Source organism: Rhizobium sp. 05N430 (genome assembly GCF_056396985.1).
In genome coordinates this window covers 17,911-33,847 of sequence record NZ_JBFTMO010000010.1, presented here as the reverse complement: position 1 = coordinate 33,847, position 15,937 = coordinate 17,911, and the positions used below count along the sequence as shown (strand labels likewise).

Below are 15,937 nucleotides of genomic sequence, written 5' to 3'. Positions count from 1 at the left end.
CATTCCTATGTTACGTATTCGGGTCCATCAGCCGCGTGTAAAACGCGCATGCATCGCCTTAAGCTGTTCGTTCTGCGCGCGCAACTTGCCAGCCAACTGGCGCCTCAATTGCCTGATCTCGTCATCCAGCTCGGCAGCTTCGGAACCCAAAGCCGGCTCAGCTTTCAACGGTCCAACGCGAGGCCGTAACTTGGACCGCTTCGCTGGCGGGGAAACCGGCGGCGTTTTCGATTTATTTGCAGGCGGCGCGCCCGTTTCGGCGGTATTGGCTTGCGGCTGTTGAGCCCCTCCGCCTGGCGCACGAGCATTTTGCTTTGGCTGCCTGACCGGGGGCGGGGGCGTTGTCTCGCCAGCGATTACTGCCAATGGCGTCTTGCCAGTCTCTGTCCCATCACCAACAGCTGGCGTATTCCCCGCAGAACGACCCTCGTCCATGCTGCTGTTGGTCGAGGGGGACTGAAGGTCGACCAGGGTCTGTGGCGACGCAGGAACCGGCACCGTCTTGTCGGCAGGATCCTCATGCAGGACGGGATCCTCTTCGCCGATCTCCCTGTTCGCATCGCGGCGCGAGATGAACTGGCCCAGAAGTTTCCATGGTGATTTCATGTGACATATCCCGAACATAGTGCAGCCGGGGCCGCGGCGCGAACCCGGTTGCCAGACCTTAGGGATCTAGGATCGACGGCAGCCTGAGCAACCGCCGTCGCTGGTAATTACTTAACGCCGAGCTTCTTGCGAAGGTCGACATTTTCGGCGCGGAGCTTGTCACCGAGCTGCTTGCGCAGGCGCTTGTTCTCGTCTTCGAGCTTCAGGAGTTCGGTCATCTCATCGGCGGCGGAAGAAATCACGACCGTCGCAGCAGTCTGGGCCGCAGCGCGCTTGCGCCCGTCAACCTTTGGACCCTCCACCTTGGCTTTGCCTCTACGACGTACCACAGGCTGGGCATCTGGCTTGGTCTCGTCAGCCTTTACGGCGGCGCTCTTGCGCCCTCTTCCGGTCGTGGCAGCTGCGACAGGAGCAGTAGTGGGCGCAACTTTAGGCGTACGGGGAGCACGTTTCTTCTTTTCAGGAGCAGATGCAATCGGAGCAACACCCGCCGTGTCGGCAGCAGGGTTCTGGGTAATTTCGTCGGCCATCGGTTTTCTCCCTTTAAAGGCGAAGATGTTGTCGGATGTCCAACGCGCAGAGTCAATCGAGCCGCTTGGACGGCAGAATGACTAGCAAGCGAATCTTGTCCGGAGGCGACCTCGTTCCTTCCGGTCTCTTTCACAGCGGACGCATCGATCGACCGGTTGCGCACGGTCAGGTGAAAATGTCGATGGCGAAAGATTATGTCTGGTAAGGAGGCGCACCTGAACCTAGCGTCTGAAAAGAGGAGCTGACAAACTACTCACGCCGGCATTGCGCTTTGAGACACGCATCAAATGCGGAGCCCGCCGCGCGTCAAGCGGGGGTCAGCGGGCTCCTGCCGCGAGGCGGCGACGCAACTTGGAACGCGCAGCTGAGTCGATCCAAGCGCGGCATTCTCCGCTCCACAAGCATTCCGCAATAGGTTTAAATTCGGGTGAAAGCCGTGCCGTTTTGAGACACCTCTCTTGTACGAGCGTAAGGATGCAATACGCCATGTCATCTTGGTGTGAATGCGGGCCGGTATGGTTTCGCGCGATAATCCGGCCTTTTACCCCAATATGAGGCAATAGATCGGGAGCAAACTATTGTATCGAAACGGGTCATGCGCGCCGGGCTCTACCAAGTCGTCCATTCGATCTTCGCCGTTACCGTCACGGCGGTATTTCTGGCATCGATATCGCGCCATTCGTCTCGGCAGGGTTCGTGGTGGTAGCTGTCGTATACGGGGGATGGTCGATCTGGCATCTGGTGCCACTTTGCCATCTTTCCCTAATTGCAGGAGCGATCTACTTGGTCGGACCCGCATTCCGCAAGCCGCGCTTCTCCCTGACGTGACATCAGACACCTCGCCATACTGGCTGCGTCCTAGCGTTTACCTTGAAGCTTAATATCAACAGCGGGTTATCGTCCGGGTTGGCTACTAGGACCGAGGACGTCTTGCGCAAACGCCGCATGACGATGCTGGATTGCGTTTCACGCGTGCGGCTCGAACGGATTTCAAGATCGATCCCCGCACCGACAAGGTCACTATTGTGCTCAGTTCCGACCACCTCAACGGAAACATCCGGATAGCGCTTGAGAAAATTTTAAACCGTCCGGGTGACGACGAGCTCAACGAATGGCGTCGGACATCCCAGCCGGGCAAGCCCCTGCGGCCGCTCCTGCGCGCTGATGACTGCATTTCTCGCGTCCTCGGCGGCCTGCAGGATCGCGACGCAGGGTTCATATAAAGCTCTTCCGATCTCCGTTACGTGAAAATTGCGCGTTGAGCGCTCTATCAGCCGCGCGCTCAACTCATCCTCAAGTTTCTGGATGCGAATACTGAGTTTCGACCTTGCAATGCCAAGGCTGCGGCTGGCTGCCGAATAACCGCCATGGGCGACGACAGCGGTGAAGTATCGACGGTCATTCAGTTCGTTGACCGACATTGCTGTCTGGATTTCGACGCACCGGTGCGGGTTCTCGTCCACGCCAGCGTTGCGCCTTCAAGATGTTCAGCTCATCAACGTCAAGCCCAAGTGCTTGGCATCGTTAAGCGAATACCTCTCAGCACGAACCGCGGACCAAAACAATGATCTTTGGTTGCTTCCGTTTTTGCGGCCGGTAGATTAACGCTAGCCGTAATTGCGGTACATCACCTTACGGAAGGCGTACAGTTTGAGCGACGAACACGAGAGATTGGCTGAAAAGAAAGCCGCCCTTCTTTCAGCTATGGCCAATCCCAACCGGCTAAAGATCTTGCTGGCGTTGTCGAGGGGCGAAACATCCGTGGGCAATCTTGAGCAGTATGTTGAGCTTTCGCAATCAGCGCTCTCCCAGCACCTCTCCAAGCTTCGGCACGACAAATTGGTCTCCACGAGACGGAGCGCCCAGACCATTTACTACGCAACACGCGATCCTCGCGTTCTCAAGATGCTTTCGGTTCTGGAAGAGATTTTCGTCCAGAACCAACGGGGCGGCAGACACGCGCAATCGTCCGGCAAATGACCAACACTTGCAATCTCGCAGATTGTATTTCGCGTTCGCAACACGTTCTCACATTTGTCACTCCCTATATTCTTTCTTGCTAATTTTCGTTGCGGCAGCCGATGACAGGGATGTCCGTGAGAGGCCTTGGCGAATTCGCTTGAGACTGATGCGGGGGGGCTGCCATCCGGGGCAAGATGCTGTGCCAAGACCGTCGCGCTTGATATGAAACCATCCTCGGGTCAAAATCTCGCATGGCCGATTGAAACGTTGCTGGGAGCGTTCAGCACTGTCAACCAGAGATTGGCGAAGGCGAATTCTCTGGTTGTTCGGCAGATCCGCGAATGTTGAAAGACTATTCGATATGCAGGAAGCGGCGGCTCCGGGGATCTTCACCCCGCCCAACGCGAAAGCGGCGGCGAGCATCGGGCGGGGAGCAACGGCAACGCAACATGCCGTAACGAGGACCGTTCAACGAGCCTATCGTCACCGCATCCTGTTAAATCGGGTTAAGCCTTCATCGATGATCAAGGTAGCGGGATCAGGTCTGCAGATTAAAAGCATAGCGGCGGGAAACGAACTGTCCATCGATCGCATGCCGATGACCGCTTTGAAATTGCTAAACCGGGTATTGCTGACGCTATCGATCGGCATCGACCGTGACCCTCTTGGCAGTAGATCGAGCTGAACACCATCCACAGGCGCCATTTAGGGATCGGCTTTGCCGGAGCCGCCGTTCGGTCCCGCAACCGCATGTTCGAGCAGCTTCAGCAACCCTGCAATAATCAGGACGACAGCAAATGCAATTGGTACTCCGACAGTCAGCATGAACATCGACGCTCCCCCACCGCTTATCTTGTCAGTTTTGCCGTGCCTGACGAGAATACAACCGGGGCATACGACTTAAGCCGAATGGGATGCCTGTAACCGCTTCTCGCTACGATCACGCCGTTATCCCCCTGATAGCCAAGATGTGCTGCACCGAATTTTGCGCGATTGTGACGTCGTGGCATGCAGGAGGAAACATGACGATTTTGCGTTTGGCATTCTGTTTGATCGGTGCGTCTTTTGTGGTTGCCGCTGGCCTGATCCGCTATGCGCTCTCTCACCCCGCTACCGTTGGCATAGCCGAGATCGATACGGTTTGTTGTACACATGTCCAGCAGCAACTGTTCATATGGTTCACCTTGCTTTGCACAGCAACGCCGGGAGCGGGGGGCATTGTCTGGGCAAGCCACCTGTGGGAATGGCACGAGGTGCCGGGTAATCCCACCGTAGAATTGCCGTGAGTTCGATAGCATGCTTACTTAATTTTTGGCAGCACCGCAGCCGCCGGTCTCGCCCCAGGGCAGGCAGGCCCAGGACCCGCCGCGAAACCCTCACGGTGGGTCTTTTGCATTGGAATGCACTCCCGCCGGGCCTACCTCGTAGCTAAGTGCACCGATCTATCCCCAACAACTGCCGTATTCATTGGGCGACAGCGGAGGCCGCAGGGCGCTCCTTGTACGCGCCGCAGCGACATTACCTGCACATTCGCCATGGGCACCAGCTGGAGGCGCTCCATTTCGTAGCGGACTAGAACTTCGCCGCACCGCGTTCGCGCAAAGGAAGCGGACGCTCGCGTCAGCCCGGCCTGCACCGCAACGTCGTAATCGTGGCGATGGCAAACAAGCTCGCCCGCATTGCCTGGGCCGTATTGCGAAAGGAACGTCCATTCGATCGCGCGTGGGGCGCCATCACAGCGTAAGAAGATCGGCTGCGTTTATCTGCAGCCCATGATGTTTGCGAGAAGGACCATAGATGGCCTGACAGTTGACCGGCGTACGGAAAGCCCAGCAGTGCAAATGGCTTGAAGCCGTGTTGATTATTGAGGCTCCGGACGTGCGGATATCCATCTTGGCCACTGCATGACCGTGAGACCGAATACGTTGAAGAAGACTGTTCAGGGTTCTAAAAAATCTACTTGCAAAAAGGGCGGGCCATGCGTTTGCGCTGAAAGCTGACCCGGGATTTGCACTGAGAAGTCTGCCGCAGTCCGGCGTCAGCTTTCAGCGCAAATCATCACCTCGTCTGATCATCGAGGTTTTAGCTATGCTGAAACAACTTCTCGCACGAGGGAGAGTGTGGACAAGCGAGAAAGAAGTTTGCCCTTCATTTCAGAGGGTAAGGGCGCTTCGTCGATTATCGGTGGCCAAGAGTGAACCGCTTTTCGAACGGTATCGATGACTTGATCAATTATCACCTTTGGTGCGACCTTGAGCGCACCCGCCGCCCGCTCGAACCTGCGTAATCCGACTAGATTTGGATCTTTCGTCCCTCCAAATTCCAGGGCCATCTTCGCATCACCATAAAGGAATGTCGGCACTATATCATAGGCGGGCGTCAGAGTTATTTCTCCGCTCCGGGGATACAAGAATGACCAGTTTTTCAAGTGAGCGTCGCCGTTTCCAAGCAGCAAATTGACCACGATACGCCGTACGCTCTCTAGAAGCTCACCCCTGCCGTCGTAGCAAAACCGCTGAACGATGTTCATGACGGTTGCCTCATTGGCCTTGGTGTATTTCTGATCCCCCATCGCGCCGACAATCTGGGCAAAGTCTTCGGACTGTATTCGTTGGCCCTCTGGTCCCCGGTCAAATCTCTCGAGGGAAAGGGAGTGCTGGCCTTTTAACAGATACTCGGCAGGGATTCCGTCTATCTTCTCCTGTGCAATCAAATCCGCGTTCGCGACGCGCACGCCGACGGCTGCAGCAAGTCTAAGCGCGGTCCACTCCGCTTCTGGAAGAAATGCGTGCTGGGGAGATGGGGTCTTGAGTATGAGATGGCCGTCTCCGGATTTCGCAGGGATTGTCAACGCAGCCCGATTTGTCGCTGAGAATTTCAGCTGCACACCTGCAAGAGAGAATCTGATCTCTTCAGAAGGAGCAGGTTTGGTCGCCGGTTGCTTGTCTACTCGCGCCGCAAGCGCTGGACTGCCTGCCTCGAGGCGAGCAATCAGCGCGCCGGGCAAGTCCTCGCCTAGTTTTGCCAACACATCGAAATTGTCAAACGCTCCAGCACCGAATTCCTTCTCGACGAGCTCCCGGAGCGCACCTTCTGGCAGAAGGTTTTGAAAGAAGGAAGGTAACGAGCCACCAAACATTACCTTATCTCCCGTCGCCCTCAAGCGAGCGACGGTTTCTTCCTCATTTGCACCTCGCCATGAGACACTGACAAGCGGACGCTCCTTGCCAAGAGCGATGTAACCATCGTCAACGAAGAATCTAACCGTCCCTGATGGCTCACGTATCAATGATCCAACTCGCAGCTCCTTCCCTGGCGCTACCGCGAACGTGATCCCTATCAACCCGGCCCGGTTAACGATCAGCATCGAGGCCTTCCTCGCCGGTTTCGCTGTCGTCGATGAATACTTCATCGAAAACAGTCGGCAGGTCGTAGGCCGGTGCTATCTGACGGTCACGAATACCAATTATTGCTTGCACATCGGCAAGTCTGTCATTTGGCACGAACATCAGCGTTAGCCCCAATGCTGCTCCGATCTCGTTGAGGAAGTCTACCGTGCTATTGGACTTACCATTTTCGAGCTCGCTGATACGAGCGGGGTTCTTTCCTGTTCTCTGTGCAAGATCGTGGATACGCAGCCCTCGCTTCCTGCGAAAACTCGATACCTGTCTTCCGATCTCAGTCTTGATACTCATTCGATAAGCCGAAAATATCATATAATATTTCTTTTTATCGAACACTCGTGTTTCTGTCAATTTCTATATAGAGAATCTTACGTGATATTTTTCTATAAAACGAAAAAATCTTCGCCGCATCGACCTGCTGCATCTTCGCGCGCCCCGCCCTACCCCTGCGGAGCACCTCTCTGTCAGATCGCCATCTTTAATCGAGGGAGGTCGTCGGGCAACACGTTCATCCCGGCCGCTTGAGCCGCTTCGACAAACGCCACCTGGATCACGAAGTTCGCATCGAGATCCGAGGCCGCCCATCAGTTCGCCTCCTCCGCGAGCGGCGCGGTCAGTTTCGGAGGCTCGCGGTGAACGACGTCTACTCGAAAGCGTCGCGAGTTCTCGACAGCGAAGAGCTGACGAAGGTCGAGCCAAACCACAAGAAGCGGACGGAGGTGAAGGCGATGATCGCGCTCGTCCAAGAGCAGCGATCACGCCTTGAGAAGTTGAGGCAGGAACAGGAGGACTACTCTGCCGCCCAAGACGAGGCGTGGGAGGCGGATCATTTTCCGGACGGCGTCTCGGCCTAGAGGCTAGGCCCCGAAGACGGCTCGATCCTAGACAGGTCAACCTGGCTTTGCATTGTTGATACCGCGCCGTGGCAGCTCATTTACTACAGCAAACTGCCTTGGCTCGGCTCGCTATCGACGTCAGCTACCGATGCTGCTCCTCGCCTAACCATCTCGGTTTCGGCGGTAAATCGGACATCTCGATCACGATCCATCAAGAACTGCTCGACGACCTTAGAGTCTATCAAATCCCAAGACTTACCGCGGTCAGGTCCGGATGGCACCCGGGGCAGAAGTCCCGGCTCAGCACTCCACGCGAGCAGCCGTTCAATTGACGACACGTTGAGCATGTCGCGAAGATGGTGCGCGGTGACGTAGGCGTCCGGCATAGCCCGATGAGCTGGAAGTCCTAGCTGGTGGATAAGGCCTTCAGGCATTCGCTGGTAGCGAAGCATCTGGTTCGAAAATCGTTGCAGATGCGGCCATAACCTCATCGCGCATTTCCACGTGCATATCCATTGCGCGCCGCCCGTCAGGCGTGGGGTGCAGTAACGCTGCTCGAAACTGGCGCGGTGGGCAGCCAACGCGACAACCGGTCGGGTGGGCTGAAGCACCGAAGCTGCGACTTCCTTCCATAGAGGCGCGCCCGCCACATCGCTATCACGGATATGGTGGACGGCCATCGTTTCGGCGGAAATCGGACGGCCTGGATTGACCAGGAGCGAACCGCGCTCGAGATCGAGCTGCCAGCGACCGTCGTCCGTTTGTATCACATCCTGCCAGCCGATTTCGCACACGTCATGCGGACCGTTGCCACTAGTCTCGAGGTCGATCACGCGGACAATGGTCTGTTTTGATATCTGGGCCATCCGCCATCCGAAGCACCTGCCGATCATAGCTGTTCTCATCGCACTCGAACCCAATCTTCGAGCGCGGTCGCCGCGTTCCTGAATTGAATTAGGGCCAGGCACGGTTTCCTACAAGTTCGGCTGCTAACCAATGTGGCCGCGCCAGGCATTGATGGCATCGCCGTCCTGTATGACTCGCCAGAAGTTGACGATGACTGACAAATGGTTCGGGATATTACTTCAGAGACTGGATGAAGAAAGCATGTGGGACGACACGGCTTTTATTGTCACCACCGACCAATGGGCACGACCTCGGCGAGCGTGGCGGTTATGGCAAGCAGTTTCCGCACTTCGATAGCCACGCCAACATCCCGTTGATGGTCTGGCATCCCCATTTGAAATGCCATGAGGGCAGGATAGAAGCTTTAACGTCGACAGTCGATATCTTCGCTTCGGTCCTGGAGATGGGCGGCGTTACAGGACCAGCCAGGTCACACTTGCGATCATTTGTGCCGCTTCTTGGAGGCGACACTTCAAGCGCACGGGACGCTGTCATCTATGGCACATTCGGACAAGGGATTTGCTGCGGCGACGACCGCCGTCCCTGCCCTTGCCACGGCGACCGATCCGATGGCTGGCATGGAACGCGACATCCGCGACGCTGCTGTGGCATCGGTCCGCGCAGCGTTTACGGGCGACCAGACCAAGGCCACGGAAGCTAGCAATCCAGCCGCCGACGCGATCGCCAAGGCGCAGAACCACGAGCAGCATATAGAGGTGCTGTTTCCCAAGCAAAGCAGCAGGCTACCGAAGCTGCCCAAACGGTCACGACCGCAGTTTCGTCCGGTGCGGTCCTGGGGTTCATCGCCCTCGCAGTGCCGCGGCGGTTCGGTTGGCACCACCCACCTCACCCGCGACGACGACATATACGTCGCCCGTTGCTTGGTCGCAGCCCAATTCGCCGCTATTTCCAGGACAAATGTTTCGCTTTAACCAACTGCGCTTTCAATTTTGCTGTCTCAAGCCCGAGTTGGATGAAGGATCGTGCATGCTTCGAAAGTGCTACATTGTCGTCCCAAAGATTTCTCCAGATTGCAGTCTTCAACGAGAGATCTCTATCCACGATGCTGGTTGAAAAGGACTCGAACGTTACGTAGTCGTCCCAACCGATTGCCACGAGCGCATCGAAAATTGCCGGAAAATCGATGTTGCCTGTCCCAAGATACCCACGATGGCTTTCGCCAATGTGCATGTAGCCGATCTTGTCGGCTGCATTACGAATCGCGAGCCCAACGTCGGCTTCCTCAATGTTCATATGGAATGTGTCGAGATGCAGCAGAACATTCGACGCGCCGGTGTCAGCGATGTACGCCAATCCTTGCGCTGCGGTGTTTAGCATATTGCTTTCGAAGCGATTGACGATTTCCAGGTTCAACGTCACCCCCGACCGGCTGGCACGCTCGGCTACACGAGATAACGTCGTCACGCTTGTGTCCCAGCCCCGCTGTGTTAGCGCCTGTTCCTGTTTTCCATGAGCTGAGCTCAGAATCCCGGCGAGCTTGGATCCACCAAGTTCACTTACGAGTGCGACGGCGCGGTCAAGGATTGCTTCGCCGTTTGCGACGACAGACGGCTCTTCGCTGGATATGTCGCCATCAAGTGGAAGCCCCATGCTGACAGCTACGTCAAGGTCTAGTTCTTTGATGCGAGAAGCCAGCCATTTGACATCAACCTGCTCCGGGTCGAGATACGAGAACTCAACGAGCTTGAAACCCAATTCATGAGAGCGAACGAGCGTCTGCTCCAGCTCGTCTTTAGAGGACCCGGCACTCCAGACAAAAGAATGAACGCCTATTTTAGCCATCGAAACAATTCCTGTTCGTTCATGAATTCGTGACGATCCGCCGATGTCGAGCATCGGCGGATCGTCTGAGGGACGGGTTAGCGGGCTGCTGTCCAGCCCTTGTAGTCCTTGATGTTGTCAGCAGTGATGAGCTGCGGATCGAGAAGTACGGTGTCTTGGGCGGGCTTTTTGCCGTTCAGTACATCGACTGCCATCTTTAGCGAGTCACCGGCCATCGTATACGGATCCTGCGATGCAGATGCTTTGATCATCGAGTTACCGCTTGCGAGCGACTTCTCGATGTCAGGTGCGCCGTCCACGGCGGTGAAGAAGAATTCGTTGCGGTTCAGCTGCTTGGCTGCAAGCTCCGCACCGATAGCTGTCGGGTCGTTGATCGCAAAGACCGCGTCAATCTTGTCGAACCGGGTGAGGAGACCCTGCATGACCGCAAGACCGCCATCGCGTGAGCCCTGAGCGTTCTGATCGTCCGACAGAATTTTAATATCAGGGCTTTTTGCAAGCACGTTCTTGCAGCCCTGGACGCGATCGATGATCGACGAGGAGGCCGGACCATTAATGATTACAACGTCACCCTTGCCCTTGAGCTGATCGACAATATAACCACAAGCCTCTTCACCGGCCTTGATATTGTTGGTCATGACCGTGACATCAGCGCCCGGCGCGGACACGTCGAAGGCGGCGACAATAACGCCGGCTGCCTGGGCCTTCTTGACAGCGGGGGCAATCGCCTTGGCGTCAACAGCGTTCAGCATGATGATGTCAACGCCGGCCGCAACGAAGCTGTCCATCTGCGAAACCTGTTTGTTGAGGTCATAGTCAGCGGAAACCGAGGTGACCTGAACATTTGGATTGATCTCCTTTGCGCGGTCTTCGATACCCTTGATCGTTGCCACGAAGAACGGATTGCCAAGCAGACCGACGGAGATGCCGATCTTTTGGAGATCCTTTGCCGATGCCGGCATCGTAATCGCGGCCGCGATGGCAGTGCCCATGAGCAGTTTAGAGAACAAACGCATACTTTCCTCCATAATGGCGCTCCCTGCGCCCGTGATCCGGTAACCCCGGTCCCTCAAGCCGCACGTCATGTGCGGCTAAGTCCTTTCAGCCTGTAGCGGTCAAGTGCCACGGCAACGATGATGACAAGTCCCTTGATGATGTACTGCCAAATGTCCGAGACACCGACGAGGATGAGGCCGTTGGAGAGCACAGCGATGATCAGTGCTCCGATCAGCGTCCCCCAGATCGACCCGACACCGCCGACAAAGCTGGTTCCGCCGAGGATGACCGCGGCGATGGCATCGAGCTCATAGGCTTGTCCGAGCTGCAGGCCATTTGCGGCATAGAGGCGTGCAGCCGACATAACGCCGCCTACGCCCGACAGCAGGCCTGACATCGAATACACAAAAAGCAGAACTAGCGGAACTTTGATCCCGGTGAGCCGAGCAGCTTCGACATTGCCCCCCACGGCATAAATCCAGGTGCCAAGCACTGTCCGCTTGAGAATGAACCAGGAGATGACGATGGTTGCGAGGGCGATGATCGCCAGCCAGGGAATGCCGAGCAGCGAACCGTTACCGATGAAGTCGAACGGAAGATCGGCGTTGAACACGGTTGTGTCATTGCCGAGAAGGCGCGCAATGCCGCGCATGGCGGTCAGCGACCCGAGCGTCACGATGAACGGTGGAAGCTTGAGAAACGAGATAATGACACCGTTGACGACGCCGCAGGCAAGTCCCACACCGATGGCGGCGGGAATGCCCAGCATACCGATATCGGGCCAAAGCGAAACGATGACGCCGACCATCGCCGACGCCGCCAGGATCGATCCGACGGACAAGTCGATGCCGCCAGTGAGGATGACGAACGTCATACCGGCTGCAAGCACTGTATTGATCGAAGCTTGCTGCGTGACGATGGACAGGTTGTTGACGCTGAGAAACCGTCCGCTCAACAGATGAAAGCCGATCGCCAAGATCACGAGCACCGGCAGCATACCGAGCGCGGTCAATGTCGATCGAAACTTTGCCTTGTTCGCATTCGTCTGTTCAGTGGGTGTTGCGGTCATATTCTCATCCCGTCTTTTTGCTTTTGGTCTCAGGCAACTTTGGATACCGAACCGGTGGAGAAGGCCATGATAGCTTCCTGGCTGATTGGCTGGTCCCGCGTCGCCAAAACCTCTCCAGCGATGCGGCCCTCGCGCATAACGAGGACGCGGTCAGCGATGCCAAGGATTTCAGGCAAGTCGCTGGAGATCACGACGATGGCGATCCCGGTCTGTGCCAGTTCGTCGATGATCCGGTAGATTTCGGATTTGGCACCGACGTCGACACCACGTGTAGGCTCGTCGAAAATAATGACCTTTGGTTTGGTTTCCAACAACCGCGCGATCAGCGCCTTTTGCTGATTGCCGCCGGAAAGCGCTCCGACGTTCACGCTTGCGCTCAGTGTGCGGATCGAAAGCGATTTTATTGCACGAGCAGCACGTTCCTTCGCAGCGGCAAAATTCAAGATGCCTCCGCGGCCAGCATCCTTGCCAATGACACCGATATTGATGTTTTCGGTTATCGTCATGTCAAGGAAAAGGCCGAGACCTTTCCGGTCTTCCGTCAGATAGACAATACCCGCATCCATTGCGTCCCGCGGACCGCCGATTGCGAGTTCAACACCTTCGAGCGTGACCGTGCCTGTCGCCTTGCGATCGGCTCCAAAGATGAGGCGTGCAAGCTCAGTGCGTCCCGAACCGACAAGGCCGGCGATGCCAAGCACTTCGCCTGCCTTCGCGTCGAATGAGCAATCATGCACGCGGCGGCCGTCGCCCAAGCCCTTAACCGACAGAATGGTCTTGGCGGCTTGCTGTGGAGCGCCGTGCTCCTTCTTGTAAAACGAGGATAGGTCCCGGCCCACCATCATGGAAACGAGCTTTTCAGCCGAGAGATTCTCGCGCTCTAGCGTTCCGACATACGCGCTGTCCCGCAGGACGCTGACGCGATCGGCGAGTGCGTAGATTTCTTCCATTCGATGGCTGATATAAATGATGGCGATGCCGCGTGCCTTCAGCCCGCCGATGACTTGGAATAGCCGCTCCGTTTCCCTCGAGGTTAGGGAAGTCGTCGGCTCGTCCATGACAATGATTTTGGCATTCGTCGTCAAAGCACGGGCAATTTCCACCATCTGCCGCTCGCCAAGAGATAGCGTCGCGACGAGTTGAGACGGACCAAAGGAAATACCCAACTGCTTGAGGATCGGCGCAACCTTTGCGCGGGCGGCGGCCTTGTCGACAACGCCGTAGCGAGAGGGCTCGGCCCCAAGAAACATATTTTGGGCAACCGTAAGATTGGGTGCGAGCGAAAGCTCCTGGTAAATGACAGAGATACCGTTGGCCTTGGCCTTGATCGGATCTCCAGCAACGATGGGCTTACCGTCCACCAGAACCGCGCCGCCGGGGTCAGCCGTATACGCGCCGGAAAGCACTTTCATCAACGTCGACTTGCCGGCGCCGTTTTCCCCCATGAGAGCGTGAACCTCACCTGGATATACGGTGAGCGAAACATTCGTCAGCGCCTTCGTGCTTGCGAAGGTCTTGCTGATGTTCCTCATCTCCAGCACAGGCCCAAGAGTTTTGGTGTCGGTTGCGCTCATGCGTGAAGCTCCTTCTTGGGCGTCGCCATATCGGGTCCTTCGATTTCCACCAAAGCGCGCCACGTGTCGGCATAAGCCTCAAGCCCGAAAAGTTGCAGCGGTTCAGCCATCTTCGTCTTGTTTGCGAACGGCTTTTTACTCATCGTTTCGAAGACCAGTGCAGCCGCACCGAACGCGCTGCCTTCGGCAGTCGCGCTGGTGAAAATGGCTTGGGAAGGCCGCAGTTGCGCGAGAAGCCCGGCATACAGACCTGTTTTTACAAGGCCGCCGTCGATAACGATCGGGTTAGTCGACCGGATCAGATCGAGTGAGAAATTGGTCATTAGTGCGACGTAGAGTAGCGCGGCGGCTGCACGTTCTTCACCGTCGATCTCAGGGCCGACAAATCGTCCCTCGCAACCTTGCATCGGGCCGCCAGGTGCAAACGATGGCAGTGCAAATACTCCCTTGGCGATAACCCGGGAGAGCGCATCGATACTCACGCTCCTGTTCCAACCTCCGCTGGCAAGATCATACTCCCTGCCGCCCATGAACCTGATCGTTGGGGTAGGCTTGCCGTCTACAGTGACGTTGGCGAGCATGTCTCGATGTTCATCAAGCGCTTCTAGAGGACAAGCGGAATTGAATATGACCACCCAAGTGCCGGTCGATACCAGCGTGAAATCATCAAAGCCGATAGAGCGGTAGTAATAAAGAGCGGAGTTGCTGTCGTGGACGCCATTGTGGACCACTATTGAGCCGGCAGAGTCGCCTCTTTCAAGAGCGTCCCATTCGCCGAGCGCCGTCCCTGCCCGCTCGAAACTCGGCATTTTTTCTCGCCAGCCTCGACTATCGACCAGACTGCTGAAGTCGTCCTTCAGCGGTGCCCACAGGTGGGAATGGCATCCGACGTAGGAAACTTCGGAGACCATTTTGCTGGAAAACTTCCAGGACCAGAATTGCGGATAAGGCAGGATGGCTTCAACGCGCCGGAAGTCGTCCGGGTTCCTAGCCTCCAACCAAAGCATGTGTCGTCCGTAATTGAACCCAAGGGGCAACCGAGGAGAGTAGGTTTCGTTAAATGGTGGGACTAGCATGTCAATGCGACCTGCAAGCGGCTGTGGAGGTTCTTGCTCATAGTCGAGGATCGGGTGAACGAGACGACCCTGTTCCACGAGTGCAAATGTGCACCCGTGGCCCGAGAACATGACGTGCCCGACGCCATGGTCTTCAATCGCCTTCGATAGCGTTATCTTCATCCAGCTGAAAAGAGCATCGTCATCGAGCACGCGAAGGCCTGCATGCTCGATCCAAAGGGGTTTTGTGCGATCTTCCGACAGCACTGACCCATCCTCCCCGAAAATAAAGAGCTTGGAGTTCGTTTTGCCAAGATCGAATACCGCAACTGATCTCGAAGCCGTCATCACTGTCCTCCGAGAGTGGCGATCATGATCGTGACGCCGGCATCTTCAAGCATCTTCGCTCCGGCGTCGGAAAGTCCATCATCGATAACGATCGTACCAATCCTTGAAAGGGGGAGGACGATGTTGCGTGGCTGGATCGAAAGCTTCCTACTGTCGGCCAGAAGCACGATCTCGTCGGCGCAGCTGCTGAGCTCGCCGATGGCCTTGGTCAGGAGGGGATGCGATTCCAGAAGACCTTCGCTGCCAATGCCTTGCGTACCGAGAAAGAACCGGGAGGCAAAGAAGTCAGGCGCTCCAGCCGACGCGTCATGGACAATGCCAGGTTCGCGGTACAGAACTCCGCCCGCCAGTGTCAGATTGCAGGTGCCGTGCTCGCCAAGGTAGGCCGCGAGCGGCATTGAATTGGTATAGAGCCGGACATTTCGGCGCGCCAACTGCAAGCCGAGTTGATAGCAAGTCGATCCCGCATGGACGATGATCGAGTCGCCGTCACGAACGAGGCTCGCAGCCTTCTCCGCAATCGCCCGCTTGGCATCGACTGCGATGTCCCGGTTCTCATCGTAGGGCCGCGCCGACAACCGTGCCGAAGCTGACGATTCATTCGCCGATATCCCACCATAAACTTTTCGAGCGACGCCGGTCTCATCCAGCTTGTCGATGTCACGGCGGATCGTCGCCGGAGAAACGCCAAGGCGCTCCTGCAAATCTCGGACAGACGCAAACGGCCTCTCGCGAAGTAGCTCCGTGATAAGACGATGTCGATCGGAATCGTTCAATTCAATCCTCCGTGACGCTTCTCCCTCAGCGTCAATGAGGAACAATAATCACAGCGTCGCTTACATCGCAA

At 56.6% G+C, this 15,937-nt stretch carries 18 protein-coding genes and 2 pseudogenes; 7 read left to right on the top strand and 13 right to left on the bottom strand.

Annotation, left to right across the window (positions count from 1 at the left end; translation table 11 throughout):
* Positions 1-27: 27 nt before the first annotated feature.
* The 3 genes from AC1DJO_RS19760 to AC1DJO_RS19750 form a co-directional block, all read right to left on the bottom strand.
* Entirely contained in the window at positions 28-606 is a 579-nt protein-coding gene (locus tag AC1DJO_RS19760) for a hypothetical protein (RefSeq protein WP_477972574.1), read from the bottom strand.
* 107 nt (positions 607-713) lie between these two features.
* Positions 714-1,136, bottom strand: coding sequence for a hypothetical protein (locus tag AC1DJO_RS19755; RefSeq protein WP_477972572.1), 423 nt, complete (start codon positions 1,134-1,136; stop codon positions 714-716).
* A gap of 1,080 nt (positions 1,137-2,216) precedes the next feature.
* Positions 2,217-2,600, bottom strand: a complete 384-nt coding sequence (locus AC1DJO_RS19750; RefSeq protein WP_112538312.1) for a LysR family transcriptional regulator — start codon at positions 2,598-2,600, stop codon at positions 2,217-2,219.
* A gap of 241 nt (positions 2,601-2,841) precedes the next feature.
* Between AC1DJO_RS19750 and AC1DJO_RS19745 the strand changes: the two genes are divergently transcribed.
* Together AC1DJO_RS19745 and AC1DJO_RS19740 are read left to right on the top strand one after the other, a co-directional pair.
* A complete protein-coding gene (locus AC1DJO_RS19745) occupies positions 2,842-3,117 on the top strand; it encodes an ArsR/SmtB family transcription factor (protein WP_112390520.1) in 276 nt (91 codons plus the stop codon).
* Positions 3,118-3,421: 304 nt separating this feature from the next.
* A complete protein-coding gene (locus tag AC1DJO_RS19740; RefSeq protein WP_477972570.1) occupies positions 3,422-3,784 on the top strand; it encodes a hypothetical protein in 363 nt (120 codons plus the stop codon).
* Positions 3,785-3,804: 20 nt separating this feature from the next.
* Here the strand turns inward: AC1DJO_RS19740 and AC1DJO_RS19735 are convergent, their stop codons facing one another.
* Complete coding sequence (locus tag AC1DJO_RS19735; RefSeq protein ID WP_442208228.1) at positions 3,805-3,930, bottom strand: hypothetical protein; 126 nt, start codon at positions 3,928-3,930, stop codon at positions 3,805-3,807.
* 191 nt (positions 3,931-4,121) lie between these two features.
* On the opposite strand from AC1DJO_RS19735, the gene AC1DJO_RS19730 reads away from it, so the two are divergent.
* Together AC1DJO_RS19730 and AC1DJO_RS19725 are read left to right on the top strand one after the other, a co-directional pair.
* Positions 4,122-4,385 (top strand): hypothetical protein, encoded by a 264-nt coding sequence (locus tag AC1DJO_RS19730; RefSeq protein ID WP_477972568.1) that lies wholly within the window; start codon positions 4,122-4,124, stop codon positions 4,383-4,385.
* Between the two features lie 344 nt (positions 4,386-4,729).
* Positions 4,730-4,843: pseudogene (locus tag AC1DJO_RS19725) on the top strand (IS110 family transposase); the annotation flags it as partial.
* A 342-nt stretch (positions 4,844-5,185) separates the two neighbouring features.
* Here the strand turns inward: AC1DJO_RS19725 and AC1DJO_RS19720 are convergent.
* Both AC1DJO_RS19720 and AC1DJO_RS19715 read right to left on the bottom strand, forming a co-directional pair.
* The gene (locus tag AC1DJO_RS19720; RefSeq protein ID WP_162698712.1) at positions 5,186-6,466 is read right to left on the bottom strand and encodes a type II toxin-antitoxin system HipA family toxin; all 1,281 of its coding nucleotides are present in this window, start codon (positions 6,464-6,466) and stop codon (positions 5,186-5,188) included.
* Positions 6,453-6,794 carry a helix-turn-helix domain-containing protein gene (locus tag AC1DJO_RS19715; RefSeq protein ID WP_162698711.1) on the bottom strand — a complete coding sequence of 114 codons (342 nt, stop codon included), beginning with the start codon at positions 6,792-6,794 and terminating at the stop codon, positions 6,453-6,455. The genes AC1DJO_RS19720 and AC1DJO_RS19715 overlap by 14 nt, the downstream gene beginning before the upstream one ends.
* Before the next feature lie 341 nt (positions 6,795-7,135).
* On the opposite strand from AC1DJO_RS19715, the gene AC1DJO_RS19710 reads away from it, so the two are divergent.
* The gene (locus AC1DJO_RS19710) at positions 7,136-7,357 is read left to right on the top strand and encodes a hypothetical protein (RefSeq protein WP_162698710.1); all 222 of its coding nucleotides are present in this window, start codon (positions 7,136-7,138) and stop codon (positions 7,355-7,357) included.
* An 83-nt stretch (positions 7,358-7,440) separates the two neighbouring features.
* Here the strand turns inward: AC1DJO_RS19710 and AC1DJO_RS19705 are convergent, their stop codons facing one another.
* Positions 7,441-8,205: a 3'-5' exonuclease gene (locus tag AC1DJO_RS19705; protein ID WP_112444335.1), complete on the bottom strand. Its 765-nt coding sequence runs from the start codon at positions 8,203-8,205 to the stop codon at positions 7,441-7,443.
* Between the two features lie 230 nt (positions 8,206-8,435).
* Between AC1DJO_RS19705 and AC1DJO_RS19700 the strand changes: the two are divergent.
* Together AC1DJO_RS19700 and AC1DJO_RS19695 are read left to right on the top strand one after the other, a co-directional pair.
* Positions 8,436-8,687: pseudogene (locus AC1DJO_RS19700) on the top strand (hypothetical protein); the annotation flags it as partial.
* Between the two features lie 55 nt (positions 8,688-8,742).
* Complete coding sequence (locus AC1DJO_RS19695; protein ID WP_442208363.1) at positions 8,743-9,177, top strand: hypothetical protein; 435 nt, start codon at positions 8,743-8,745, stop codon at positions 9,175-9,177.
* Here the strand turns inward: AC1DJO_RS19695 and AC1DJO_RS19690 are convergent.
* The 6 genes from AC1DJO_RS19690 to AC1DJO_RS19665 all read right to left on the bottom strand — a co-directional run bounded on the left by AC1DJO_RS19690 (position 9,149) and on the right by AC1DJO_RS19665 (position 15,866).
* Positions 9,149-10,048: a sugar phosphate isomerase/epimerase family protein gene (locus AC1DJO_RS19690; RefSeq protein WP_112389158.1), complete on the bottom strand. Its 900-nt coding sequence runs from the start codon at positions 10,046-10,048 to the stop codon at positions 9,149-9,151. The two genes, AC1DJO_RS19695 and AC1DJO_RS19690, sit on opposite strands and share 29 nt — an antisense overlap.
* A gap of 77 nt (positions 10,049-10,125) precedes the next feature.
* Positions 10,126-11,064, bottom strand: a complete 939-nt coding sequence (locus tag AC1DJO_RS19685; protein ID WP_112389159.1) for an ABC transporter substrate-binding protein — start codon at positions 11,062-11,064, stop codon at positions 10,126-10,128.
* 65 nt (positions 11,065-11,129) lie between these two features.
* Positions 11,130-12,113, bottom strand: a complete 984-nt coding sequence (locus AC1DJO_RS19680) for an ABC transporter permease subunit (protein WP_112389160.1) — start codon at positions 12,111-12,113, stop codon at positions 11,130-11,132.
* 29 nt (positions 12,114-12,142) lie between these two features.
* The gene (locus tag AC1DJO_RS19675; RefSeq protein ID WP_112389161.1) at positions 12,143-13,687 is read right to left on the bottom strand and encodes a sugar ABC transporter ATP-binding protein; all 1,545 of its coding nucleotides are present in this window, start codon (positions 13,685-13,687) and stop codon (positions 12,143-12,145) included.
* Positions 13,684-15,090 carry an acetate and sugar kinases/Hsc70/actin family protein gene (locus tag AC1DJO_RS19670; protein ID WP_112389162.1) on the bottom strand — a complete coding sequence of 469 codons (1,407 nt, stop codon included), beginning with the start codon at positions 15,088-15,090 and terminating at the stop codon, positions 13,684-13,686. The genes AC1DJO_RS19675 and AC1DJO_RS19670 overlap by 4 nt, the downstream gene beginning before the upstream one ends.
* Positions 15,090-15,866: a DeoR/GlpR family DNA-binding transcription regulator gene (locus AC1DJO_RS19665; protein ID WP_112389163.1), complete on the bottom strand. Its 777-nt coding sequence runs from the start codon at positions 15,864-15,866 to the stop codon at positions 15,090-15,092. Before AC1DJO_RS19665 ends, AC1DJO_RS19670 begins: the two co-directional genes overlap by 1 nt.
* Positions 15,867-15,937 lie beyond the last annotated feature (71 nt).